Raw genomic sequence first — 23,708 nt, forward strand, 5'->3', positions numbered from 1 at the left:
TAAGCAACGCAGCCTGGGTAAGGTGGGACCACATCGAATCACAGGAGGTCTCCCATATGAGTGACAAGAAGACCAGTGACCACGCCGCCTCTTCCGCATCTGACGTCTTGACTGATGGCCGCACGTCAGACGATTCCAAGAGCGCTGCCGGCAGTGCCCTGTCGCAGGTAAATGGGGGCCGCAGCACGGGTGACGCCGCCGCTCACGCTGCCTCCGAGACGCTCCAGAGTGACGACACAGGGAAGAAGTCAAAGACCGCGGCGGGGAGTGCCCTTTCGCAGAAGGAGGACTGATCTTCGTCGAGGTGGTGCGCGGTACCCCAGGTCAGTGAAGCGACTGGGTTATCCGGTTATGGGCAGGCGGTGCGGAGTCGCCTGCCGCTTCCGCAGTCGCTGTAACTGCTGCCTACCTATGGCAGATAGCCCTCAAGTTTTCTAGAAAGAAAGCTTTCTTTCTAACTTCTGAATGTCTGTAGAAGACTGTCTGACTCGCAACAACAAAAAACCTGCCTGATCAGCTCTGCGATCAGGCAGGTTTCTTCAGCTCTGGGTGTCAGCTTGTCTGCGGCTCCTCGTCGAAGAGACTGACCTGCCGCGTACCCCCGGCCCGCTCCAGCTTGAGAGCTTCGAGCTTTCGCACGGCGTCCTCGTAGCTGCTGGCTTCAGGAATGGTGGTTGGTGCCTGAGCCTGCGCTTCAGGGCGGGCCTTGGGCGGGCGACTACGGCGACGGCGGCGGGGCGGCTGGAGGTCCGGGGTCTGGGCTGCCGCTTCTACTGATGCGTCTTGCTCCCTGACCTCCGCCTGCACTTTGGGTGGCCGGCCCCGGCGCTTGGGTTCCTCGGCACTGCCCGGCGCTGCGCCGCGCCCCCGCTTCGGCTTGCTCTCCTCGGTGGCCCGCTGCGCCCGGATACGTTCGAGCAGCACGCTGGCCGGTTCGTCGTTCGGGTCCTGCGGCACCAGTTCGCCCCGGAACGCCTTGGCAAGCAGCGCGGGCGTCAGGCGGTCAAAGGAGGCTAAGGCCGACTGCTCAGTACCCGACAGTTTTTTGAGAACTTGAAAAATCTCGTCTGACACGCGATAACAGAGCGCGTCCCACTCCGCTCTCCAGGCTTTGACGCGTTGCTTCGTGGCGCACTTTCCGGAGTACCAGAAAAATCAGGTCGAACTCCTCGCTCTCGTCGTCTTTGCGCTCATCCAAGCCAAGGACGTGCGCCACGCCGCTCTCGCGGCGCGGTTCCCAGGCAACGCTCAGACCGATTCGGTGATCCGACGTCTGGAACGCTTTTTCGACTAGCATCCACTGTGCCCGGCCCATGTCGCACGGTTGGTGCTGCTCCTGCTGCCTGACTCGAGACCACATGAGTTCATCCTCGACCGCACGAATTGGAAGCTCGGCCAGCAGCACATCAATGTCCTGCTGCTCGCTGTGGTGTGGCGGGACGTCGCAGTCCCCCTGCTCTTTGAATTGCTGCCCTCACGGGGCAGCAGCGATACCCAGACACGACTGCGTCTTCTGGACGATGCGCTGACGCTCCTTTCGGCTGCCCAGGTCCGAGTCCTCTATGCCGACCGGGGATTCATCGGCCAGGACTGGTCCGCCGGGCTGGTGGCGCGGGGGATTCCGCTCTGTATCCGCCTGCGACTGGACACGCTGATCGACGACTGGCGGACAGACGACTGGTCGGTTCGACTGAAGACCGATTGCGCAGTTGCAAGGCAAGGCAATGAGGAGCGGCTCAGCCGCTACCCATCCGCGTTCTGGTGGGTCAGGCCAACTGTGGAGTTCGATTCACTGTCCGCAGATTCACTAATGGCTTGTCAGTAATGGTTTGTCAGGTAGGCGGATAGAGTCGGTGCAGTTTTGTTCGAGCCGCTTCCGCACCAAATTTCCACTGAATCGCCCGCGCATGTGTATTGCGCACCTGCTCGTACACGCCCACCACACGTTCCAACTCCTCTCGATTCGGAATCCGGTGATCCAGTGCCTGTTTCGTCAGCGCCGCAAACTCAAGCTCAATGGCATTCAACCAACTCCCGTGTTTCGGTGTGAAGTGAAACTCCAACTTTTGTGCCAAGCGACGGGCTTCCGCAGGATTGAACGCCTCATACAGGGCACCCTTGGTATGGGTTGCAAGGTTGTCCAGCACCACACGAATCATCACCGCTTGTGGGTACAGCTCGTTCACGAGCTGTTTCATGCTTCGCGCAAAATCCAACTTCGTATGTCGTTGCGTCACCTCAAAATGCCCCCGACCAGTTTTCGGCTTCAGGTATCCAAAGAGATTCAGGCTTCCCAGTCGTACAATAGCATCTTGCCGGCGATCCTGAGACTTTTCAAAAATGGCTATTAAGAGAGTTTCCTCAAAATTTGTAGCTGGCAGCAAGTATGTAGCAACTGTGCACAAGTACCTCAGATGGGTTAATCGTTGTCCAGCGGTTCTGGACTATAATACTGACTTCGTAAATCACCAGTTACTTGCGCCCCCGCTAACCAAATACGTATCTGATCAATCACCACGTCTGAAGGCAGCCGTCCTTGTCCCCTCAGGGCGCATTCCCACACTGTCAGAACGCGCCAGCCAGCTTCGAGCAATTGTTTAGACGCTTCTTGATCACGTTCCACATTACGGGTCAGCTTTGCTACCCAGAACTCCTGACGACTCTTCGGCCAGTGGAAAAGTGGGCAATGGTGACGGTGCCAGAAGCATCCATGAATAAAGATCACAGCGCGATATTTCGGCAGGACCAGATCAGGTGTACCCGGCAGGCGACGGTCGTTGAGTCGGTATCGGAAGCCCGCTCCATGTAGTAGCCGGCGCACTACCATTTCTGGTTTTGTGTCCTTTGCCCGGATACGCGACATATTCAAACGCCGTTGGTCAGGGGTAAGTACGTCCGTCGTCGACGTTTTTTTCGTCATGCCGCTCCGCATCCTGCATGATGAATCTCAGCGTGTCCGTCACTTCTGACATGGTCATGCCGGGCCGCATAGAGAGGGCCCCGAACCGAAAATGCCGTCGATATCCCTGGTGAAATAATCGACCCGGTAGCGCCTCTGTCTGCCACTGCCCACGCAGTAGAGGTACATGCGGGCTAAGAAGGTAGGCCGCATGTACGGCCTCCTGTATGATTTCTCCCTCTCCGTGCTTCTGTGCTAAGACGATTGCATCGCGATACATATGGATAGATGCCAGCGCCTCTCCCAGCGCTTGATTGATTCGATACTTGCTGTCCAGTACCACCAGTCCAGCAGACCCGGACAGTACGATGTCTGGCCTCATATGGCGGCTGTACGTTCCCTGGACCGCTACATCATTTAGCCACGCACGTTCATTCCAGTACTCTTTGAAGTTCAGCTGGAACGCGAGCTGCCCACCGCTGACCAGAGGTATACGGACAGCCTCCGCCACTAACAGGATGCCGCTGGCCTTACTGACATCCTCGAAGAGGCCATCTGTAGATCCTGGAGGCAGGAGTTGTAGGTCGTATGCGGCCCGCAGGAGTCTGAGGAAGCACCAGAGCTCATATAACCGGAAAGTCTGGGCTAAAGGGAGATTGAGGAAAGTTCCAGTTATGGCAGAGAGTCCCAGATTGAACTCACGGTAGAGTCGCAGGAACGCCATATAGCGGGGAACCCGCCGAAAGGTAGCCGTTACAGTCAATCGCCCTGTACCGGCGAATACTTCCCGAAATACTGGGAGATTCAAAAGAACTGCCAGTCGACGTGATGCCTGTCGTACACGCTGGGCCCACACGTCCTGCAACCGCTGCTGCGAATTATCATCCGCGCGTGACAATTCCAACCGGTTAGCCATCACGTTCAGCCACCCGATCCAGCTCTGAAGGGCTGCCTGGATATCTCTATGTTCCGGGATGTCGTAGGTATCTGTCCTTCTGCCCTGTCGGATTCGGGCTGGGAGATGCCCTTTGAGCTCTCTCGGCAGACGTCCGGGATGAACAGTCTCATGCAGCAGCATGCCCCCATGCAGGCTGTTCAGAATCTCCTTTCCTGTAGCCGTGCGGGCCTGATGCCATGGGCGAATGTCCTCAACACGCTGCAGGCGTCGCTGTGGTGTACGTGATATTTCCTGTACAGCACGCTCGATGGCAGGCAGACGAGAGAGCAGGTACTCCAGACGGGCTATGGGAGGGGGACGGCGTGTCTCGGTTACAGCCACACCTGTCCGAAAGCTACTGATGGCAAACAGCGCTAGAGTATCTTCCAGAATGTCCCGGACCATGCGGTCAAATTCATCCCGCGTAAGCTTGCGTAGATCCGGATCGGTCACGATTTCAACGGTCTGAGGCCTGAAGCCAGGGCGCTCCAACCGCAGTTCCACACTGCCTGCGTAAAATCCCGGAGACCAACGCCATCGGGCAGTCGTCATGTCTGGCGGCCGAAGAGCCTCAAGGGCAAGACCATCAATGAACAGGTTGGCCGTTAGAGCTGCCGTAGTGTTTCTGAGCTCGAAAAAATACTCTCTCTGTTCCTGTACTGTTCCCGCAGGTAGAAATTCGGCCAATGGCCAGAGTGTCCAGGTTTCTCCAGTTTGTGGAGACAGGAGACACAGGGCCTCGTCCATCAGCGGGAGGCCTGGAAAGAGCCGTATTCATTCAGTTCACTTTCCAGTCGGTTTAACAGGTCAGATGACCGAGGCAAGGCTGCAAGATGGTGTTTCAGGGTCGATAGCAGTGAGCGTTGCCCCTCGCCTCCCTGAAGACGGATCAGTACCTTCTGTACGAGAAGATCATCTAGAAGCTCCGTAGCAGGCTGTCGAGTAACTGGCAAGGCGAAGCTAAGATAACGTAGGAATTCTGCTGCAGTGCGATAGCCAAAATGCATGCGATGTTGTGCCAGCGCGCCATGAACCGTCAGCAATAGGGGTCTGCTCTCCTGCACGGCAATAGCCAGCTCTAATCGGCTAGCCTGCTGCTCAAGGAAGCCCTCCAGATCCACTTCGGACATGTCAATCAACATGGCTCGGTCCAGCACTTTATCGCTCAGGGCATTCGTCGTCTCGTCAATGTTAATTGTGCCTGTGATGAACAGATTCGATGGCAATGTCAGCGAGGAGGGTACCTCTACACCTGTACTACCCTGAATGGGTACCCCTGCCTGATGCAGTCGCAGAGGCGCACCCGATTCCAGGGCGCTAAGCACGTCAGCAAGGTAGTACTCCACACGTGCCAGATTCATCTCGTCAAGGATCACGAACACTGGTGCATCTGGATATGCTGTTGCCAGCAGGAGGGCCTCAAGAAAGGGAGGCACGATGTATCGCCCGGATAGGACGTCGTGGTAACCCAGAAGTCCTGAAGGATCCGTCCAGTCCGGTCGAACTGGACAGACAATAAGCAGTGGATCCTCAGCATCCTTTCCCTCCACACCATGTACAGCACGGGCATAATCCAGGGCCAGTTTGGTCTTGCCCGTACCACTAATGCCAGCAAGAATCACAAAGTGCTTGTGATCCTGAAAGTTCAGTGCAGCGTGGTAGCGGGCAACCAGACGGTCTGGGTAGTACCCCCCCTGGCTACGTACATCGGCAAGGATCCTGTCTATCGAGAGCGTGCGAGGCAGGCGCTGCATGTCAGGCTGTAGGGCGCGTGTGTCAGGCCATACACGCACTTCCTGAACCTTCTCCGGGCCGACAAATCGAGCAAGATAACCAATGAACTCCCGTGTCAGCAAGCTACGTCGGGCAGAGGCCTCCGGTGGATAAACTGCGAAGACGACTCGATCAACCACCACTGCTGGTGCGGCTATGCTCAGGTCCATCTTAAGGGTGTCCCAAAAGCCCTTGTTGCGCAGATATAGCAGACCGTCAGAGTTCAAGTAAATCGCAACAAGATTGTTACGGTTTGAATAGGTCAGTGGCCCGGGAGCAACATACATCTCGGCATGGGACACTGTCTGCCCGAATAGTCCGGCCGGAACGACAGTGGCCTCCACAGGTTCTGCCTCTTCAGCACTTCGACTGGCTGCACCTATGCGCTTCATATCAGCGAGACGTTGACGAAGGGCCGGTAACCCCTCACGGATCTGTAGCGCGAAGTAGACCTCATCCTCTGGTGGGAAGCGGATGACACAGATCAGAAGGAGTTGATCTGCTTGCTCGGAGAAAGCGTTGAGATTGGCAACGCCGAGTTGCAGGCCCCCCTCAATGACCTTCGCACTATTGGACACGCCTAGAAGTTTGTTCTGGGCGCTGTTACCTGAAAACTCAAGAACATACCGGGCTGCGGCTTCAAACGACCGCTGGCGTTCGTTCAGATCCATGCTGCTCCTTGCTGATCACACTCTCTATGCCTATCTGTAAGGTTTGACGCATCTCACTGGCAATAGCCCACGCCAGGAGCGGTGGTACTGCGTTACCGATCTGCTTGAATGCCGGATTCATGGTTCCTCTGAAAACGAAGCCATCAGGGAAGGACTGAAGACGGGCAGCCTCGCGCACAGAAATGGTCCGGGCCTGAGCACTGTCGTAATGAATGTGACTATAACTATCCTTACCCAGGTGAGCCATCAGCGTTCGTGCTGGCCGGTCAGCTTCCATCTTCCGCCACTTGTTCGGAAACTTGGTGACGTCATAGGGAGGTACTATAGCGGCCTGCAACTCTTCATAGGCCGGCGTTCCTGGAGACAACTCTTCACCCTGCGCCCGACGGGTTACCAAAGTCTCCTGGAACAGATCCTGTGCGTGTCCCCAGGCCTGAGGATACTGGTCACCTGGATTCATTCTCCGGAAGATGTCCCAGTCACGGGGTAGGTGACGGATCACGTGGTCCTTCAAACCTGCATCATTCTCGAATCCGGGCCAGTGACGCATTAGGTGGGCATATGACTCAGGGGCTACAGACGATGGATAAGGCACCAGACCTTCAAAGCGCTGTGCACCCTTTCTTGATCGACCTTCCAAGTGGGCAGTAATGGTCGGAAGATCTGACAGAGCTTCACGGGCGGTGACGGCGGGAGTCAGATCTGGGGTAGCTTCCGGCGGGTGAACGTATCTGAATTGTGGAGCTTCCTCAAACAATCCGCCACGCTTGAGGAACTTCAGCGCCACTTGACGAGAACCCTCATAGCCCGGGGGCAACCGCAGCCAGTGCGTTGGCAAAGGAAAAGATACCTCCTGGCCAAGTTCCTGGCGATAGGCTACTAGGAACATCCGCTCGCGCATCTGTGGCACACCGTAATAGGCTGCATTCAACAGGGTGTAGCGCGCTACATAACCTAGATCCTCAAGGAACTCGGCCGTCTCTTCGGCAATGTTCTGACCCCCGTGATTCAGGACGTCTGGCACGTTCTCCATCAACAGGGCGACGGGCTGGAAAGCCTCTACATACTTCAGATACTCCATGTACAGGCGGGAGCGAGGGTCCTGTCTGTAGGCCTCCGGGTGCTCCAGAATCTCGCGAAGTTTGGAACGCCCTACCCGGGCAAAGGCCTGACAGGGCGGCCCACCGACGATCACATCGATGCCCTCAGCAACTGGCCCGAGCTCAAACTCGTCAGCAACCTTCTGCGGTGGGGTTATCGTGATGTCGCGTGCGACCATGTGACACGCCTTCCCCTGATGGAAGTTGACGGCATGAGATGCTGCCGCGGCCTGATCGAATTCTACGGCCGCTGATATTTGGAAACCTGCTTTGCTGAAGCCGAGAGATAGGCCACCACACCCTGAGAACAGATCCAGTACCCGCGGTGGCGCACCCTCAGCCAGCCGCTGGAGCTTTTTTTGGAGTATTACTGCATCAGACACGCAGACGCGCCCCCGACTGAAAAAGCATTGGTGATGACCAGGACGGCAAAAAGGCTTTTCTGCTCCAAAACTGCATGAGCTGATGATGCCATACATATCACACTAAAAGCCAGGTATTTTCCGGCGTGATGCTTATCCAGCTCATGTTGCTTAGAGTACTGCTTTAGATGCACACATATTTCATATATTAGTGTGGATAACTTACGCTTACGCAGTAATATAATAATTTGAGATTTTTATCACTTTCCCTGTCAAATAATCTGAAGAAAATATATTTATCGGCCCCGCCTTCATCGTTAGTATGACTCGCTACTTTTCGTCTGCATAGTTAGTTATAAATCGAGAGCGTCGAGTGCTTGAAGAATACTGGAGGATCTTACCGTAACTGCCACTCAGTAACTGAGTCATTGAGCTAGTGGAGATGTACCCCTCTGATGGTTTCCACCTGTCTCCCGCCTCAGTACCCGACAGTTTTTCAAGGGCTTGAAATTTTGCGGCTAACACGCAAGAACAGAGCGCGTCCCTGCCTGCCCTCCAGTCCCTGATGCGCTGCTTCGCCGCGCACTTTCCGGAATATCGGAAAAATCAGATTGAGCTGTTTGCCCGCGTCGTCTTTGCTCTCATTCAGACCAAAGATGTTCGCCACGCCGCTCTCGCGGCGCGGTTCCCGGGGGAAGCTCAGACTGATTCGGTCATCCGTCGTGTGGAACGCTTTTTTGATCGGCATCCCCTCTGTCCGGCTGACGTCGCCCGGTTGGTTCTGCTGCTCTTGCCGGATCGCCGACCTCGCGAGTTCATTCTCGACCGTACAAACTGAAAGCTCGGCCAGCAGAACGTCAATATCCTGCTTTTGGCGGTCGTCTGGCGAGAGGTTGCCATCCCGCTGCTGTTCGAGCTGCTGCCCCATGGGGGCAGCAGCGACACGCAGACACGCCACGTCCTGCTGGACGATGTGCTGTGTTTGCTGTCCTGCACGCACATTCGTGTGCTCTACGCCGACCAGGAATTCATCGGCGAAGCCTGGATTAGCGGCTTGGTCCAGCGGGGAATTCCGCTGTGTGTCCGGCTCCGGGTGGACACGATGGTCGACGAGTGGCGCGCGGACGACTGGTTGGCCCGGTTGCCACCAGAGGCCACCGGCCTCTGGTGCGAAGACGTCGAGGTGTACGGCCAGGCGATGAAGGTCGTCCTGACGCGCACAGCAGGTGGTGGACCGTTCATAGTCGCGAGCAACACGGGCGCAGTGCAGGAGATTCAGACTAGGTATCGGCGACGCTTTCGGATCGAGTGTCTGTTTCGCGCTTTGAAGACAAAGGGCTTCAATCTCGAGAACACCCACATGACGCTCCACGATCACGTGGAGCGCCTGCTGTGCCTGCTCACCGTGGCGTATGTCTGATGCGTCCTGGTGGGTGTCGTTCAGGAAGTCAAACGCAAATCGCACGGTCGCAGAGCCTGGAGCGTGATCACGCTCGGCCTCCGAACCCTGATTCGTGCCCTCGGTCAGCCAGCGGGTCTACCCCTGATCGTTCTGTTCATGCCCTCCCAGACAGTTTCTTGAAAACTGTCAGTTACTGAGTCGCCCCTCACCGTAACAGTTGAAATTGCCTGTTCGCAGGCTCCTACGCAGATTGGTAATTGGCTCAACTTCGGTGTACACAAGCTCTCTAGCCATTGAGTGCAGCGTTCGTGTGCTGGAAAATCGGTACGACATGGCTGTTGCCTGTGTTGAGCACCCAAATAGCGACTCATAAAAGTGGTTTCACATAAATCCAGGAGGTGGTATGGGATTCCAGGCACGCTGAACTCCTGAATGAGATACATGCCCCTGCACCTTCGGAAGTGTCATCTGGCAGCCCCTAGTACATTCAGCGGATTACTCATTCAGGTCATTCCTTGTACGCTTCCATCACACGACTCTCCACCTCTGAATATGCAGAGTCGCTTTTTTCAGGAGCTTCATCAACGCCGGCAGGCGGCGGCCCTAGTTACCCAGGGTGCCGTCGAACGGGAAGCCTTTATTACTGGCCTGCTGTCCGATACACAGCTGGTTGCGGATGCCGTCAGCGCCTTCCTCGCACGCCTAAAGCAGTCTCAGGTCAGTGGACCGCTGTTCAGCCTCGCCGTCATTGAGGCCCGCTCCGTCGTCCTTCGCACAGCGCACCGGCGCTGTGACGATCTGCTGTCCTGGCAGGAGGTACGCTCCCCGCTGGCCGGCTGGTGGGGCCTTCAGGCCAGTTTCGAATACAACAATGACGGTCGTCGGTTTGCCGAGGGACTGTGCGGGTACCTCCGCTCGACCCGGGAGACGTTCGCGCTGGACAGCGATCACCATGTGACCGAGGCGGGTGATCTGGCGTTCGTCACACTGGTCGATGACCATGCCGATCCGGCCCTCCGTTTTGAGCGGAGCAACGCCTCCCGGGAGCTCTACGCTCTCCTGTCGCTGGCCTGTGACAGCACTGCGGCTGCGTGGCTGAGAGACTGGCTGCGCGTCGATGCGCTTGACCGTGATGAACCGGTGGTGTTCAGTTCCCACGGTGCCCGCCTGTGCTGGCATTACGGTGCCCAGCGCAGCCTTGCCTCCGATCAGGGTGTGACCGAGCGCACCCTGCGAAACCGTTCCCGCCGTGTAGAGCTGATGCTCAGCGGAGTCGCTCAACTGGCGAGGGCCGCATGAGCCGCTCTCCTCCCCACAGCCCTTCCCCCGACGGGTGCCCTGCCATCCCCGCCGTCCTTAAGGGCAAATCTGCGCTCGGCTGGTTGGCAGCCGGGGTAGCGTCTCGCATGCAGACGCTGAATACATCCATGGAGCCTGCCAGATGCGTATGATTCCCGCCGTCTTCCCCCGCGATTCCTCAAGTTCTGCAGAGCGCAAGGTGTTTCGACTGCTCTCCGAGCTTCCGGCCTATCCCGAGGGCATGGCGTTCCACTCCCTTGGTCTGATGCATCACCCGACAAAGCCAGTCAGCGAGCTTGATTTTGTGATCGGCACAATGGATGGCCTGCTGGTACTGGAGGTCAAGGGTGGTGCCATTGCGCAGCATGAGGGAGTGTTTTTCAGCCGTGACCGTCACGGTGTGCTACACGGCATTCAGGATCCATTCACGCAGGCGGATACAGGCAGTCATGCCCTGCGAGGTCAGCTGGACCGGCTGGTGCCACACCTGAAGGGTGAGGTGATGGTGGGCTACGCGGTGGTGTTGCCGGACACCAGTTTCGATGTTCAGTCCACGGAATGGGATTTGGATGTTGTGATTGATGTGCGGGACTGTCGGGATCCTGCTGCCTTCGCACGCGCGCTGAAGCGCGTCTACACCTTCTGGCAGGAGCGTGTGGTTCGGCGGCCAATGAACGGGCGCATGGCGGATGACATCCGTCAGGCACTTCGGCCTGAATTCGAGAGGGCTGTCTCCATTTCCGGCGTTGCTGGTGAAGTGGAGCTCCAGCAGCTGGCCTTGACTGAGGAACAGTATGGCTTCATTGACACTCTGGTCCTCAACCCGCGTGTCCTATGTACTGGTGGGGCCGGGACGGGCAAGACGTTCCTGCTGGCCGAGGCAGCCAGACGGTTCGCCGCTGCCGGCGACAGGGTGCTGGTGACGTGTCACAGCCCGCTGCTGGCCGATCACCTCCGTTACGTCCTGAATGATGCGCTCATCAACGTCCAGCCATTCAGCCGCCTGGAGAGCCTGACATCTGCCGTGGACGTGCTGCTGGTGGATGAAGCGCAGGACATCATGACCCTTGAACACCTCGTGGACGTACTGGACGGGCACCTGAGCGGCGGTATCGAGAAGGGCCGGTGGGTGATGTTCTACGACCGTAACCTACAGGCCCATATCCACGGTCAGTTCAGTCCGGAAGCGGAATCACTCCTCAGGAATACCGGAGCGACGGTCGTCCCGCTGACCCGCAACTGCCGGAATACCAGGGAGATTGCCACCTGGACACGCGTGCGAACCGGCGGTGACATCGGCACTGCCATGTCCGGCAGTGGCCTGCCCCCCAGGGAGCTCTATTGGGCGTCGCAGACCGAGCAGGTCGGCATGGTGGCGGACATCCTCCGGGACTGTCTACAGGACGGTGCCACGCCCTCGGAGATTGCGGTGCTTTCGTCACTCCCATTTAGAGAATCAGTGTTCAGCCGCCTCCCGGGAACTGTCGCCGTCCGGCCGTGGGCAGAGGCGGGCCCAGGCCAGATTCGCTTTGCCACCATCGATGAAAGCAAAGGCATGGAAAGCCGCTACGTCATCGTCGGCGACCTTCAGGCGCAGCCGGGTATCACTCCTGAGCGGGTCATGGCCCGCCTCTACGTCGCCATCACCAGGGCCCGTGCGGCGCTGTGGCTGCTGATTCGCAAGGACTACCTCGCCGAGCTGGACCAGCTCGCCTCCGACAACGTACAGGCAATCAAAAGGAGTACAGGCACATGACCACATCCACCCCATTTGTCAGCGACACCCGGTTTGCTGCCGTCCAGTTCCTTGAGACCCAGCTGGTCGGCCCTGCCGACGGCCCCACAGAAGTGCTGCCGTTCCGCGAGCGTCCGGTCAATCGCTATCTCATGGGCATCCTCTTCCCTCAGGAACCCCAGGCGGAAGTGCCTGTGCATACGTACCAGGATCTGATCGAGCCTCCAGAGGATGCGGTCGAGGATGACCTGGGTAGCAATGAGCGGGACGATACCGGTGCGCCGCAGGATCCGACCTTCCTGGCAGGGAAGTGGCAGCCATCATCCGTCGGTTTAAGTCTCTACACGGACGCACCTGAACTCACTACGTCCGTGTGGGGTGCCCTCTATGTCCGGACCCGGGGAAGTTCTGCAGAGGAGTGGCATCGGAAGGCGCTTGCGGAGGCAGATGCACCGGAAGAGGTTACCCTCCGTGTCCCGCATGCTATGCGTGGAGGCATCCAGAAGGAGAATGTCCTTGCCGGGCATGCTCAGCTGCATGCCCTCTGGCGCCGCCTCCCGCAGGGCTGGCTGGTCACGGTTAGCCTAGTCAACCCCCGCACGCGGCTCGGGCGGCAGATTGAGATTGAGGACTGCCTGTTTCAGGTCGGCGTGTCGTGCCAGCCCTCCGGCGGAACAATCATGCCCTACCCGGAATTCCAGGCCCAGTCCCTGGATCCCGAGGAGGATGAGCTCCGTCTCCTGTTCCGGCGACACCATACCTATGGTGTAGGCCACGGCTGCGCTCCCGTCTGGGATCCTGGAGCCAACCGTGTGGCCTCGGCCTTCGTTCCGTGGAGTGAGGTCAGGCCCCTAACGCAGGACGTGCCCGGCCTCGGGCCGGACATTCTCAATATCGCCATGGTCGCGTGGGGGCAGAGACCTCGGGCAGAGATCGTGGCCAAGTACGCCGAGATGGTCGACGTCTACCGCACGTGGATCGCCGGCCTTTTGAGCAGCAACGCGGATATTCCGGAGCATCTGGAACCTGCTCGCGAGCGGCTGAGGGGGCGGCTGCAGACGGCCCTGACACGTATGGACGCCGGCGTGGCCCTGCTGCGCGACAATGACGAGGCGTGGCGTGCCTACGTGATTGCCAGTCGCGCAATGCTGATGCAGATGCATCACGTCAGCCGAGAGATGGGCGGTACCCGCCGTTCCCGTCAGGAGGCCATCCAGGCCATGCCGAAGAGCTATGACCATGGTGCCATGCTGAAGTTCAGCTGGCGTCCCTTCCAGCTCGCTTTCATGCTGATGACCGTCACCTCGCTGACCTCCCACAGTGACGTGTGGCGGGAGACCGTGGACCTGATCTGGTTCCCTACAGGTGGCGGGAAGACGGAAGCCTACCTGCTGGCGGCAGCGTACGTTATGGTGCTTCGCCGTCACCGTCACGGCCCGCTGGGAGGCGGCACTGCCGTTATTACGCGCTACACACTGCGCCTGCTGACAGCCCAGCAGTTCCGGCGGACCTCAACGCTGATCTGCGCGCTGGAATGGCTACGTGTGCAGGACACCACAGATCGCCTCGGGCTCGGCGATGAGTCCTTCACCGTGGGACTATGGGTGGGCGGCGATAGTACTCCCAACGAGTACGGCCAGGCCCTTGAGAAATTCCAGGAGCTGCGTGCTGAGGCGCAGCCAGCCAGTCCATTCATCCTTGATGCCTGCCCATGGTGCGGAACAGAGATCATTCCCCGGACCTACAGCCAGGACGATGCAAGCTACGGCGTGCGCACCACTACAAGTTCTTTTGCCCTGCACTGTACCAACAGTGCATGCGACTTCCATGGGCAGCTGCCCGTGCAGGTGGTAGATGACGGGTTGTATGCGCAGCCGCCGACCTTTCTGCTCGGCACAGTTGATAAGTTCGCCATGGTGGCCTGGAAGGAGCAGGCAGGACGCTTTTTTGGCAGTGACGAGGCGTTTCCGCCGGATCTGATCATTCAGGATGAGCTCCACCTGCTGTCCGGTCCGCTGGGCACCACGGTTGGCCTGTACGAGTGTGCCCTGCAGCAGCTGCCGATGCTGCGTGGGGGCCGGCCGAAGATTATTGCCTCTACTGCCACCATCAGACGGGCCAGTGAGCAGGTGGGTGCCCTGTTCAACCGCGAGGTACAGCTGTTCCCCCCCAGCGGTCTGGATGCTGATGACTCCTTCTTCGCGCGGCGCGATGATGACCCGGCCCGGCCCGGCCGGCTGTACGTCGGTGTCATGTCCCCCCATCAGTCCATGAAGACGGCGATGACGCAGCTTGGGGCCGCGCTGGTTGAGTTGCCCCAGGTCGTGTCTGGACTACCGGTACCGCTTCAGCAGAGCTACGCCACGCTGGTGATGTATTTCAACAGCCTCAGGGAGCTGGGCCAGGGCCGAAAGATCGCACAGGACGACATCACCAGCCGGCTGCACAGTGTCTTCAACCGCCCCTACCGTGAGATCTATACCCATGACCAAGTGGAGGAGCTCACCAGCAACCTCGACGGCGGCGAGCTGACGGACATCCTGTCGCAGCTTGCCCGCGATCCCTCTGATGGGGACCACGTCGCAGTACTGGCGACCAGCAACATGCTCTCAGTCGGTGTCGATATCGGCCGGCTCGGCCTCATGCTGATGGCAGGCCAGCCCAAGACCTCGTCCGAGTACATCCAGGCGACCAGCCGTGTCGGACGTGATGCCCGGCGTCCTGGAATGGTCATCGTGCTGTATTCACCCGGCAAGCCACGTGACCGCTCGCATTACGAGTCCTTCCCCACATACCACGGGTCGCTGTACCGCTATGTGGAACCCACCAGCGTCACCCCCTTTGCCCTGCCGTCGCGGCTGCGCGCCCTACACGCCGTCCTGGGCATCCTGGTACGGCATACCATCCCGGGCATGAGCGCCGAGAGTGCTGCTGTGCACTTCGACCGCACTCTGCCCCAGGTACAGGAGATCGTTGGGCGGATGCTCGAGTGGGTGATGAGGGTCGATCCTGCTGAGGAGCCGAAGACCAGGGAACAGCTGGAGAGGCTGGTGAGCGAGTGGCAGGAGCAGGCCACAGCGTTGAAGGCAATGGGTCGCCCACTGCAGTACGGCGCCCGGGGACGAAACATCGCCGGGATCTACCGCCCGGCGGATGACAGCAACCGCAATGGGTTGTGGCCGACCCTGCAGAACATGCGGTCGGTTGACGAGAGCAGTTCCATTCAGATCAAGACGAGGTAGGTCCATGACACGAACCCCTGACCGGAAGATCCGTAAGGCCCAGACCATCTCACCCTTTGGCGTGGGTGCCATCTTCGACTTCAAGGATGAATCTTTCATCGGTATAGATGTCGGCCGCTGGCCGGCCAATGCGCGCCGCATAGAGAGTCCCCGCCTGAGCCAGCGTGTAGGCACGGAACTGGCTGAGGCGCCCGCTGCCGGACTGCCCTACCTGCGCTTCCCCCGCTGGCTGGTCTGCCGCAAGTGTACTCGCATGACAGAGTGGCACGGAAGTGCGGACGGTCAAGCTGAGGAGAAGGCCGTCCCACGCTGCGTCCACGCCGGCTGTAACGGCACCCTGATTCCAATTCGTTTCGTCATGGCCTGTAAGGAAGGTCACCTCTCGGACGTTCCCTGGCAGCGTTGGGTACACCTCGATAACGCTGCACCCTCTGGCCCGGACCAAGCCAATTGTGACAGCCGGGATCTGGAGTTCAAGGCACGACAGGGGGGCGGTGGGAGCTTGGCCTCGCTGTACGTGAAGTGCTGCACCTGCGGGCGTGAACGGTCCCTGGAGCGACTGATGTCCCCCGCTGGCCTCAAGGGGATCAGATGCCGGGGCGGTCAGCCGTGGTACGCCCGCGAGAACCGTGTGGAGTGCAAAGAGACCCCTGAGGTGGTCCAGCGGGGAGCAACGAACCTGTACAGCCCGATTGTCGAGAGTGCCCTCGACATCCCACCAGAGTCAAACTACGACCCGGCCAGCGCCATGGCGGCGGATATCCGTGAGCATCAGATCTTCACAGCCATCCCGCCCCTGCTGGGTACCCACGGGGCACACCACCCACTGGTCGTACAACTGGCGGAGACAGTGGCTGAAGCGCTGGTGCCCACCCAGATTCCCGACCGTCCGGCGGCCGTTATGCGCATGAGGAATCTGGTCATCCTGGTGGCCAGCGATGAGGGCGACTCCGCTCCCCGCATCGTGGCGGATCCAGAGGAGAACCTGCTGCTTGGTGAGTGGCAGGCTCTGACCACCCGTAGTGACCGTAACCCTCACCCGCTTGACCGCTTCCAGACAGAACATACCACCCTGCTCGAGCGCAATGTGGCGGCCCCGCCCGGCGGTGCCCTTGAAGAGCTCGACCGGCTCGTTGATCAGGTCGTGCTCGTCCGCCGTCTCCGTGAAGTTCGGGCTCTGAAGGCATTCACTCGTCTCGATGGCACCACGCCAGTCACGGTCGGCCGTCCGGGGGTTGGGCGGATCCCCAGGTATATGCCGGCCATAGAGGTATATGGCGAGGGCGTCTTCATCACCCTCAAGGAGGATGTCCTGCTGACCTGGATCAAGGCGAACGAGGGCTCGATCCTTTCTCGGGTCGGACTGCTCAGACAGCGAATGGGCAGCAGCACGCTGAATGCAGACGTCCCTGCCGTGACGGCACGCTTCCTTGTGGTTCATACCCTGGCCCATCTGCTGATCCGTCAGTTTGCTTTCGAGGCCGGGTACTCTGCGTCCTCACTTCGGGAACGCCTCTACATCGCCGAGCCTGGTCCCACCGGTCAGGGTGCCATGGCTGGCCTTCTGATCTACACCGCTGCCGGTGACCGGGGTGGTACCCTCGGCGGCCTGGTGAGGCTGGGCGAGCCCGGCCGTCTGTCCGGGACGTTCCTCAATGCACTGGCTGCCGGCCAGTGGTGCAGTTCCGACCCGGTGTGCGGGGAGAGTACCGGTCAGGGAATGCTGGGACTCAACCTCGCGGCGTGTCACGCATGTACCCTGGTGAGTGAGACCAGCTGCGTCCACCGCAACATGCTGCTTGATCGTACGCTCCTGCTCGGAAATGCCACGTTGACTGGCGGATTCTTCTCCGAGGTCCTCAGGCGCGGTATGAAGGAATTCATGGCTGTGGAGGAGGGGTAATGCGCCTGCCTGCCTACGAAGATCTTTCCAAGGAACAGGACGCGGTGCTGACGCTGCCGCTGGACGGCCGTTACCTGATTGGCGGTGCGCCTGGGACGGGCAAAACGGTCGTAGCACTGTACCGCGCCTCCAGGATGGCCCGGGAAGGCAAGTCCCTGCGCTTCCTGATGTACTCGAAACTGCTGTCGGCGTACACGACGGCAACGGCGTCCGGCGGAGCCACTGCGCCCCTCACGGCCTCCATCTCGACCTATCACCGCTGGCTGAGCAGTCTGTATTGGAGCACCTACCGCAAACCGACACCGACCATGCCGGACAACACCTGGGCATTTGACTGGAACAACATCATTGCCCAGATGGCCGAGAAGCCACCTGCCAGAACCATGGATCATCTGCTGATTGACGAGGGGCAGGACCTGCCGTCGGAGCTCTACACTGTCACGAGCATCTTTCTCACTGAGAACATCACGGTCTTTGCCGACGAGAACCAGCGCATTACGTCCACTCAGACGATGATGCATGAGATCCGTGCCGCAGCCGGCATCCCGCAGCACAACACGTTCACCCTGACCCAGAACTTCCGGAACACCGTGCAGATCCATAACTTGGCCTGCTGGTTCCACCGCGGCTCTCCGACTGGGCTCGCGACGCCACCAGTCCGGCGTGGCAATAGGCCCACCTTCTTGGACTCAGCAGATCTCAGCGCCCAGGTCGATTACATCCAGCGGTATGAGCAGCTCAACGCCAACCGGAGCATCGGGGTGCTCGTCCGAACGCGCTCCGAGTTGAAAAAGATCCTCCATATGTTGAACGGCCGCACCCACAACCCGGTGCATGTGTATCTCAGCAAGGAGAAGGTGATGCCTGAATTCGACCGGGATGGCATTACGATCCTATGTCACGACAGCGCCAAGGGCTTGGAGTTCGACACGGTGTTCCTGCCCGGCCTGGAGTACGTGGATGCCGCGCGCGTGGAGCAGGCAGATGTCATGATGAAGATGTACGTGCTCTGCACCCGCGCGCGGCAGGATCTCTTCCTGATGTATGCCGGGGAGACGTGCGCCCTCCGCGACGCCCTACCCGACGATCTCATCCGGAAGACAACCCTGAAAGATGACTGAACACGTGCCGATGACCAACCTGTCTGCCACCTACGTGGTGCTCAATCGCCACAATCTGCCGCCTGTGGCATCCACCCGACTGATCCGGCCCCGCTTAGCGTACGTGAAGTACTACCCGGATATCCTCGATCTGCGCCCCGACGTCATCCCGCTATTCGACGGCCCACCCGGGACGGAGGTCACCGACTACTGCAGGCGCGAGGGTCAGGGAAGCTTCCCCGTACTGCTTGAACTTGGCAGTGACGCCGTGACCGATATGGAACGCGACTTGGGCGGCACGCAGCGGCTGATCCCGGCTGCCCACATCACGCGGATCCATGTACGCAGCCCTGAAGAGCTTACGGAGCTCCGGGCCCACGAGTACGAGAACGCCAGCATGACGGACTACACTATTCAGGTCAGTCCACACCTTTTCCCCGAGGACGGGCCTGGCCTGGACGAGATCGTGGTGCGGCTCGGGCATCTGCCTCCCGCGCCAGAGGACAGGGCGGAGCGCATCGCCGCAGCAAACCGTATGACCGGTGGGCTGCTTGCGGTCGCGTCCCACGGCCCTGACGAGGCCGGCGAGGTGGAGGCCCTGTTCCGTCGCGGCCTCCAAGGAGAGCGTGGCGACGTTACAGATCTGACATTTATCGTTCAGGCATTGCTCGACGGGAATCAGGACAGCACCGATGCGCGGCTGCTGAATGTGGTGGCCACCGTGCTGGTCCACCTCCCGGTCAGCGAGCAGCCGGCCATGGATGACCTGTTGCTGCAGTACCGGAATCTGTACCTGCAGCGCTACCCGGATGATGTGAAGGGCCTGCGGATCATCGAGCGGGCAGAGCACGTGATGGTCTCGCAGCAGTTCAGGCCCGGCAATGACGCCGCTGCACCTGTCGCGTTCGCTCTGCTCCTACACGTAATGCGGCAGCGGCTGGCAGATCTCACCCAGGACAACCGGAGCCTGATGCCCTTCTTCGAGAATGGCCTGCCTGGCCGAACGACCGTCAACATCGCGCGCTTCCTGACGGGTCTCCGTCTCGGCCGGCAGCGGATGGATACCCTGGATCGACCAGCCCCGCTGGATGCCTGGGCCGCGGCTGAGGAAGCCCTCGCGGTGCCGCAGCGGCCTGCCCGCCTCCTGTCCCTGCTGGAACCCTTCAAGAGAAAAGATGTGGATGGTGGGAATCAGGATATCCGCAATCATCAGGACATCGCAGGTTTCACCGGAGCCGTGGACGGCACAGTGGCGCCAGAGACAGTGTCGGGTGATCAGTTGCCTGCTCCAGATGTGGCAGATGTCTCCCGTGAGAAACCGCTGCCAGAGGCAGTCAGTCTTGAGGGCACGCCTGGGTCTGAGCGGACCGACCTGACCAGCCTAGCCGTTCCCATCTGTCTCCTGAGGGGGTGGCATGACCTCATCATTACGACGGTCACTACGGCTGCCCCAATACAGGTCACTCCTGAACGGGCAGGCCGCGTATCTCTGCGGCTGACCGGGCAGGTCGAGGTGACACGGAGTGTTGAGCAGGCTGATGAGCTGCTGCGGCGTCTTGATATGGAGCCGCTCACTCCTGGCGAACTCGCCCAGGTCAGGGGCACTTCCACGGAACCCGGAGTTCCGAAAAAAGCGAAGCGCACCCGCAAGGCCGCCACTGGAACAGCCCGGAAACGGGGCCGCAAGCCAGCAGTCGCGCCTGAGGACGGAGAGACGCCTGCACACGAGCTGTCCCTGGACTGAGAGGGCGGGGCATTCCGGCCCAGACTGCCCCTGCCGGAAGCAGGTGGCAGCCTGTGGCCTATCATGGAGTGATGGGTCTGGTCCCTATACGTCTGCCACAGCAACTCCAGCCGGATACCGTGGTTTCTCTGGAGGGCACCGATGGACTGTATCGGGCAGTCAGTCGCGAGAGTGCGGCGGGGCGCGCCGCCCTGCTCCTGGAATTGGGCCACCACCAGCTCCGGGCGGGGGAGGGGTGGGAAGCGCGGAGGCATTTTGATGAGGGCCTTTCTCTGACGCGGTCGCACCGTACAGCGCGGCTGCTGCGCGGCCGGCTCCTGACCGGGGCGAGCATGGCGGCGCGCGCACAGGGCCACTTTCGTATGGCCGTGTCTCTCGCGGAGGCGGCGGTACGGGTCAGCAATCAGACCCCAGAGGCGGCTGCCAGCGCCTGGCTGGCCCTGGCCAGTGCCCACCGGCTCGCCGGCGCCGCCTGGGAAAGCCTGACACCTACCCACACGGCACTTGACATTCATCCCACGTCCGAGGGGCAGGTCGCGAAGGTGCTCACGTGGATGATGCTGATGCCCGATCAGATCCTGCAGGAGGCGGCGGAACTCGTCACGCAGGTGGACGGGGAACTGCAGGCGCGGCTGGCTTGGCACCTGGCCGAGTACGCCCTGGGAACCGGCGACCGGCAGGCCGCCGACCAGTGGCTTCTCCTGACGCGGGATACCCCCAGCGGGGCCGAGGAGGGCCACGTGTGCCTGCTGGCTGCCCAACAGGCACACCTGAGCCTTCCGCCGGTCACGGACGTCCGTGAGCCGGTGGAGGTGCTGACCCTGCGCCGGCGTGGTCTGCAGGTTGGTGACCGCTTCGTTCCGGTACCTGGCGGCGGACACCCGTTGGCCCTGCTGGCCTTCCTGATTCACGACGGAGCCACCCACTGGCTGCGGGCCGCGGAGGCAGTCCTGGCGCAGGAGACGTCCACGGAGGAGGCCCTCTACACCCAGGTCAGGTCACACCTCACGACCATCCGTCGTCTCGTAGGAGATCCCGGCTGCGTCAGCTCCAGGCGGGGAATCATCGGTCTTGCAGACGACCGCTTGTGGCGGTGTGACGTTGAGCAGGCCCTGGCATCAGGTTACGGGGCACCTACATGGCTGCCGCATGTGACGGGCTGGTGGGCCGAGGAACTCCGCGCCCAGCTGCGGAATCTCCCTGAGTCATGAGTTCCTATGGAACCTGCCATCCCATGTCGTCCAGCTGACGCTGCACCCGGTCAGACCATGGGATGTAGAACCCTGGCAGGAACGCTCCCCGGGCGGCCGGCGCGCTGCTAGTCCCGTTGCCGAGCACCTGCGCCACATCAGTCTGCCAGCGCCACAGGGGAGACGGCGTTACGATCCCGTCCTGCAGTGTGATGGCCCGTGGATCACTCAGACTCCGGCAGGCGCTGGTAACCAGCCGCCGGATCCGCTGACGGGCACCGGCATCAGCTTCACTACCGAGCAGCTCCTCCACGAGGACATCTACCCGGGTCTGACCGTATACGGCGAGGTAGGCCATCAGGGCGAGTGCTGGGAGTGACGGTGCCGCCACATCCTGCCCATTGACCTGTAGCTCCGGCCGGCCCAGCGTGCGGATTGTCACTTCCCTGTCCGGATGACCGGCCCGTACCGGCAGGGGCAGTCCGTGCTGCCGCCCGAAGGCGTAGAGCTCTGCAAGCATGGGCTCTTCATCCCAAACGGGGAAAGGTTCGTCGCATCCCAATACCTTCCTGAGCCGGTTCAGGGCGTCATCGTCCTGGCCGGCCTGAAAGGCCACATCTGCAAGGTGCAGGTCAGCGCGGAGCGCGTCGAGCGGTAGGGCTCCTTCCTTGAGCGGCTCTAAGGCCTGCGCTATGCCAAGTGCCCGGTCAGCCAGCGCCAGCAGAAGACGCTCGGACGCCTGGTGGGTGCCGGGGAGCGCCACTTCCAGTGCCCGGGCCTGGGAATTCCGCGCCGCATCCAGCTTTCCCAGCTGTTTGAGGGCCTGGGCTTGGGCCCGATATGCGGCACTGGCATAGCGGTGACCATCCGCGACCTCCAGTGCCCGCCGCGCCCGCTGTAGCGCCGCTTCCGGGTTGCCAATGATCCGGTTTAGTGTGCTCATGCCTACCCGCGGCATCAGCCGCTCCCCACCAGTGCCCGGTGTCCGCTCCGCGAGCATGGCCGCCGCCTCCAAGCGCGTCTGAGCCGCACTAAACTGAAGGCGGGTCAGGTGCTGCCAGCCGAGGTTGTAGGTGGCGATGGGGATCATCGTAGGGTCGTCCTGCAGGGCACGCAGGCCCCGGATAAACAGGTCATATGAGCGTGCGAACTGGCGGTCATGTCCGTACAGCACCGCGCGGTCCGTGAGCATACGGCCCAGGTTGCTGCCCGTGAGCAGCGGTTCCGCCTGTTCCATCGCCACGTGAGCCTCCGGGGCACGGCCAAGGTGATGCAGGGCCCACCCCCGCTGCCACAGGTGGATGCCTGTGGCCGGCAGGGTATCAAGCACGGCAAGCGCTTCTGCGAACCGGCCAGCCAAGTTCAGCTGCTGCACCTCCCGGTAGGTGGGGAAAGGGGAAGTCATACGCGCATTATTTCAGCAGCAGGACCAGTCCTCCGCTCGCTGGGGTGACGGCAGCTGTCGGGCCGGGCGTACCGCCATTGTGCTCGGCGTGAGCCATGGAGGAGAACTGCAGGAGGAGGGTAAGTAGAAGGACATATCGGAACATGGGAACCCCCATGCACCTGGGGCTGGCCACAGGTGCAGGACACCGGCACCGCGGCAGGCGGCGACGGATGGAGGAACTGACGTCACGCGTGACGCCTGGGAGGAAGCCGCCGGATCCCCTTCCTGGAGGACTCCGGTCGCCGCCCTGACCGGGCCGCGATACCCAGGGATGGCCTCCAGGACGTGAAAGCGGAAATGGCAGGGCGTCTCTGGCCTGCTTTCCGCTTTCACGCCACCCAGGCCATACCTGGGTATGGCCTCGTATCTCGAATGGAACGCTGCCCTTGCCGATCACGTCACCGGCCAGCTGCCTCAGGGCAGCCGCGTCTGCCTGCACGTCGATGCGGACGTCCTCGGAACGCTGGGCCGCCGCCACTGGCCTACCGGGGAGACCATCTGCTGGCAGGACGTCTTCCTACAGGCGCTACGTGAACAGCTGGTGGACTGTGGCCGTGTCAGGCTCGGCGCACTGGGTTACCGGGACGCTGCGGGTCGACCTCTGGGTGTGGCATTCCTGGGTGTGCTGGTGCTGGCTGCGGCCAGCGCTTCGCATGGGCCACGGGCGCCCCAGCGTGCCGCCTACCTGACACGCGTCTGCGGATTTCTGGGTGTGCCTCGTAACGCGGCTGGCCGGCCCCCGGGCTTCCCGGCCGGCGCAGAACTGCCACTCTGGGAGGACTGGAACGCCTACCTGCACGGACTTGGCCTGCAGCCGACTGCGTCAGGTGGGCACGGTTCCCACCGCTTCACGACATTCCCATTCAGCCAGCTGTCTGGAACACGGCTGTGACGTCCCCTACCG

20 protein-coding genes are annotated in these 23,708 nt (G+C 60.8%); 12 read left to right on the top strand and 8 right to left on the bottom strand.

Features of this window, described 5'->3' with window-relative positions; translation table 11 throughout:
- The first annotated feature begins 56 nt into the window (after window positions 1–56).
- The gene (locus tag DGO_RS20320; protein WP_014686914.1) at window positions 57–293 is read left to right on the top strand and encodes a hypothetical protein; all 237 of its coding nucleotides are present in this window, start codon (window positions 57–59) and stop codon (window positions 291–293) included.
- 259 nt (window positions 294–552) lie between these two features.
- Here DGO_RS20320 and DGO_RS24555 read toward each other — a convergent pair whose 3' ends face one another.
- On the bottom strand, window positions 553–1,074 hold the full coding sequence (locus DGO_RS24555) for a hypothetical protein (RefSeq protein WP_226991585.1): 522 nt from the start codon (window positions 1,072–1,074) through the stop codon (window positions 553–555).
- Between the two features lie 37 nt (window positions 1,075–1,111).
- Here DGO_RS24555 and DGO_RS24070 point away from each other — a divergent pair, with 37 nt between their 5' ends.
- Together DGO_RS24070 and DGO_RS24075 are read left to right on the top strand one after the other, a co-directional pair.
- Window positions 1,112–1,294, top strand: a complete 183-nt coding sequence (locus tag DGO_RS24070; protein WP_050921002.1) for a hypothetical protein — start codon at window positions 1,112–1,114, stop codon at window positions 1,292–1,294.
- 33 nt (window positions 1,295–1,327) lie between these two features.
- On the top strand, window positions 1,328–1,825 hold the full coding sequence (locus DGO_RS24075; RefSeq protein ID WP_193352044.1) for a hypothetical protein: 498 nt from the start codon (window positions 1,328–1,330) through the stop codon (window positions 1,823–1,825).
- A gap of 7 nt (window positions 1,826–1,832) precedes the next feature.
- Here DGO_RS24075 and DGO_RS22725 read toward each other — a convergent pair whose 3' ends face one another.
- The 6 genes from DGO_RS22725 to DGO_RS23645 form a co-directional block, all read right to left on the bottom strand.
- The gene (locus DGO_RS22725) at window positions 1,833–2,405 is read right to left on the bottom strand and encodes a transposase (RefSeq protein ID WP_338032461.1); all 573 of its coding nucleotides are present in this window, start codon (window positions 2,403–2,405) and stop codon (window positions 1,833–1,835) included.
- A 14-nt stretch (window positions 2,406–2,419) separates the two neighbouring features.
- The gene (locus tag DGO_RS22730) at window positions 2,420–2,920 is read right to left on the bottom strand and encodes a very short patch repair endonuclease (protein ID WP_083847441.1); all 501 of its coding nucleotides are present in this window, start codon (window positions 2,918–2,920) and stop codon (window positions 2,420–2,422) included.
- Entirely contained in the window at window positions 2,880–4,583 is a 1,704-nt protein-coding gene (locus DGO_RS22735; RefSeq protein WP_014686918.1) for a DUF2357 domain-containing protein, read from the bottom strand. Before DGO_RS22735 ends, DGO_RS22730 begins: the two co-directional genes overlap by 41 nt.
- Window positions 4,583–6,280 (bottom strand): McrB family protein, encoded by a 1,698-nt coding sequence (locus tag DGO_RS22740; RefSeq protein WP_014686919.1) that lies wholly within the window; start codon window positions 6,278–6,280, stop codon window positions 4,583–4,585. The genes DGO_RS22735 and DGO_RS22740 overlap by 1 nt, the downstream gene beginning before the upstream one ends.
- Window positions 6,249–7,859: a DNA cytosine methyltransferase gene (locus tag DGO_RS22745; protein ID WP_014686920.1), complete on the bottom strand. Its 1,611-nt coding sequence runs from the start codon at window positions 7,857–7,859 to the stop codon at window positions 6,249–6,251. The genes DGO_RS22740 and DGO_RS22745 overlap by 32 nt, the downstream gene beginning before the upstream one ends.
- Before the next feature lie 379 nt (window positions 7,860–8,238).
- Window positions 8,239–8,670 carry a hypothetical protein gene (locus DGO_RS23645; RefSeq protein WP_145975593.1) on the bottom strand — a complete coding sequence of 144 codons (432 nt, stop codon included), beginning with the start codon at window positions 8,668–8,670 and terminating at the stop codon, window positions 8,239–8,241.
- Between DGO_RS23645 and DGO_RS22750 the strand changes: the two genes are divergently transcribed.
- The 8 genes from DGO_RS22750 (at window position 8,614) to DGO_RS20385 (ending at window position 21,378) form a co-directional block, all read left to right on the top strand.
- A complete protein-coding gene (locus DGO_RS22750; RefSeq protein ID WP_169331071.1) occupies window positions 8,614–9,162 on the top strand; it encodes a transposase in 549 nt (182 codons plus the stop codon). The two genes, DGO_RS23645 and DGO_RS22750, sit on opposite strands and share 57 nt — an antisense overlap.
- A 534-nt stretch (window positions 9,163–9,696) precedes the next feature.
- Window positions 9,697–10,443, top strand: a complete 747-nt coding sequence (locus tag DGO_RS20355) for a hypothetical protein (protein ID WP_014686923.1) — start codon at window positions 9,697–9,699, stop codon at window positions 10,441–10,443.
- Window positions 10,444–10,591: 148 nt separating this feature from the next.
- Window positions 10,592–12,199 carry a nuclease-related domain-containing DEAD/DEAH box helicase gene (locus tag DGO_RS20360; protein ID WP_169331072.1) on the top strand — a complete coding sequence of 536 codons (1,608 nt, stop codon included), beginning with the start codon at window positions 10,592–10,594 and terminating at the stop codon, window positions 12,197–12,199.
- Window positions 12,196–15,420 (top strand): helicase-related protein, encoded by a 3,225-nt coding sequence (locus DGO_RS20365; protein ID WP_014686925.1) that lies wholly within the window; start codon window positions 12,196–12,198, stop codon window positions 15,418–15,420. The genes DGO_RS20360 and DGO_RS20365 overlap by 4 nt, the downstream gene beginning before the upstream one ends.
- Before the next feature lie 4 nt (window positions 15,421–15,424).
- Complete coding sequence (drmB, locus tag DGO_RS20370; RefSeq protein ID WP_014686926.1) at window positions 15,425–17,323, top strand: DUF1998 domain-containing protein; 1,899 nt, start codon at window positions 15,425–15,427, stop codon at window positions 17,321–17,323.
- Window positions 17,323–18,444, top strand: coding sequence for an AAA family ATPase (locus DGO_RS20375; protein ID WP_014686927.1), 1,122 nt, complete (start codon window positions 17,323–17,325; stop codon window positions 18,442–18,444). Before drmB ends, DGO_RS20375 begins: the two co-directional genes overlap by 1 nt.
- Window positions 18,437–20,167: a hypothetical protein gene (locus DGO_RS20380; RefSeq protein ID WP_014686928.1), complete on the top strand. Its 1,731-nt coding sequence runs from the start codon at window positions 18,437–18,439 to the stop codon at window positions 20,165–20,167. Before DGO_RS20375 ends, DGO_RS20380 begins: the two co-directional genes overlap by 8 nt.
- A gap of 71 nt (window positions 20,168–20,238) precedes the next feature.
- Entirely contained in the window at window positions 20,239–21,378 is a 1,140-nt protein-coding gene (locus DGO_RS20385; RefSeq protein WP_043805194.1) for a hypothetical protein, read from the top strand.
- Between the two features lie 4 nt (window positions 21,379–21,382).
- Here the strand turns inward: DGO_RS20385 and DGO_RS20390 are convergent, their stop codons facing one another.
- Window positions 21,383–22,762: an AfsR/SARP family transcriptional regulator gene (locus DGO_RS20390; RefSeq protein ID WP_014686930.1), complete on the bottom strand. Its 1,380-nt coding sequence runs from the start codon at window positions 22,760–22,762 to the stop codon at window positions 21,383–21,385.
- A 397-nt stretch (window positions 22,763–23,159) separates the two neighbouring features.
- On the opposite strand from DGO_RS20390, the gene DGO_RS22755 reads away from it, so the two are divergent.
- Window positions 23,160–23,696 (top strand): hypothetical protein, encoded by a 537-nt coding sequence (locus DGO_RS22755; RefSeq protein ID WP_014686932.1) that lies wholly within the window; start codon window positions 23,160–23,162, stop codon window positions 23,694–23,696.
- Window positions 23,697–23,708 lie beyond the last annotated feature (12 nt).

Origin of the sequence: Deinococcus gobiensis I-0 (genome assembly GCF_000252445.1) — a bacterium.
In the GTDB taxonomy this organism is placed as follows: Bacteria; Deinococcota; Deinococci; order Deinococcales; family Deinococcaceae; genus Deinococcus; species Deinococcus gobiensis.

Coding starts and splice junctions, on each gene's coding strand:
- DGO_RS20320 (WP_014686914.1), top strand. CDS start 57: ATGAGTGACAAGAAGACCAGTGACCACGCCGCCTCTTCCGCATCTGAC.
- DGO_RS22730 (WP_083847441.1), bottom strand. CDS start 2,920: ATGACGAAAAAAACGTCGACGACGGACGTACTTACCCCTGACCAACGG.
- DGO_RS22735 (WP_014686918.1), bottom strand. CDS start 4,583: ATGGACGAGGCCCTGTGTCTCCTGTCTCCACAAACTGGAGAAACCTGG.
- DGO_RS22740 (WP_014686919.1), bottom strand. CDS start 6,280: ATGGATCTGAACGAACGCCAGCGGTCGTTTGAAGCCGCAGCCCGGTAT.
- DGO_RS22745 (WP_014686920.1), bottom strand. CDS start 7,859: ATGTATGGCATCATCAGCTCATGCAGTTTTGGAGCAGAAAAGCCTTTT.
- DGO_RS23645 (WP_145975593.1), bottom strand. CDS start 8,670: ATGGGGCAGCAGCTCGAACAGCAGCGGGATGGCAACCTCTCGCCAGAC.
- DGO_RS20355 (WP_014686923.1), top strand. CDS start 9,697: ATGCAGAGTCGCTTTTTTCAGGAGCTTCATCAACGCCGGCAGGCGGCG.
- DGO_RS20360 (WP_169331072.1), top strand. CDS start 10,592: ATGATTCCCGCCGTCTTCCCCCGCGATTCCTCAAGTTCTGCAGAGCGC.
- DGO_RS20365 (WP_014686925.1), top strand. CDS start 12,196: ATGACCACATCCACCCCATTTGTCAGCGACACCCGGTTTGCTGCCGTC.
- drmB (WP_014686926.1), top strand. CDS start 15,425: ATGACACGAACCCCTGACCGGAAGATCCGTAAGGCCCAGACCATCTCA.
- DGO_RS20375 (WP_014686927.1), top strand. CDS start 17,323: ATGCGCCTGCCTGCCTACGAAGATCTTTCCAAGGAACAGGACGCGGTG.
- DGO_RS20380 (WP_014686928.1), top strand. CDS start 18,437: ATGACTGAACACGTGCCGATGACCAACCTGTCTGCCACCTACGTGGTG.
- DGO_RS20385 (WP_043805194.1), top strand. CDS start 20,239: ATGGGTCTGGTCCCTATACGTCTGCCACAGCAACTCCAGCCGGATACC.
- DGO_RS20390 (WP_014686930.1), bottom strand. CDS start 22,762: ATGACTTCCCCTTTCCCCACCTACCGGGAGGTGCAGCAGCTGAACTTG.
- DGO_RS22755 (WP_014686932.1), top strand. CDS start 23,160: ATGGCCTCGTATCTCGAATGGAACGCTGCCCTTGCCGATCACGTCACC.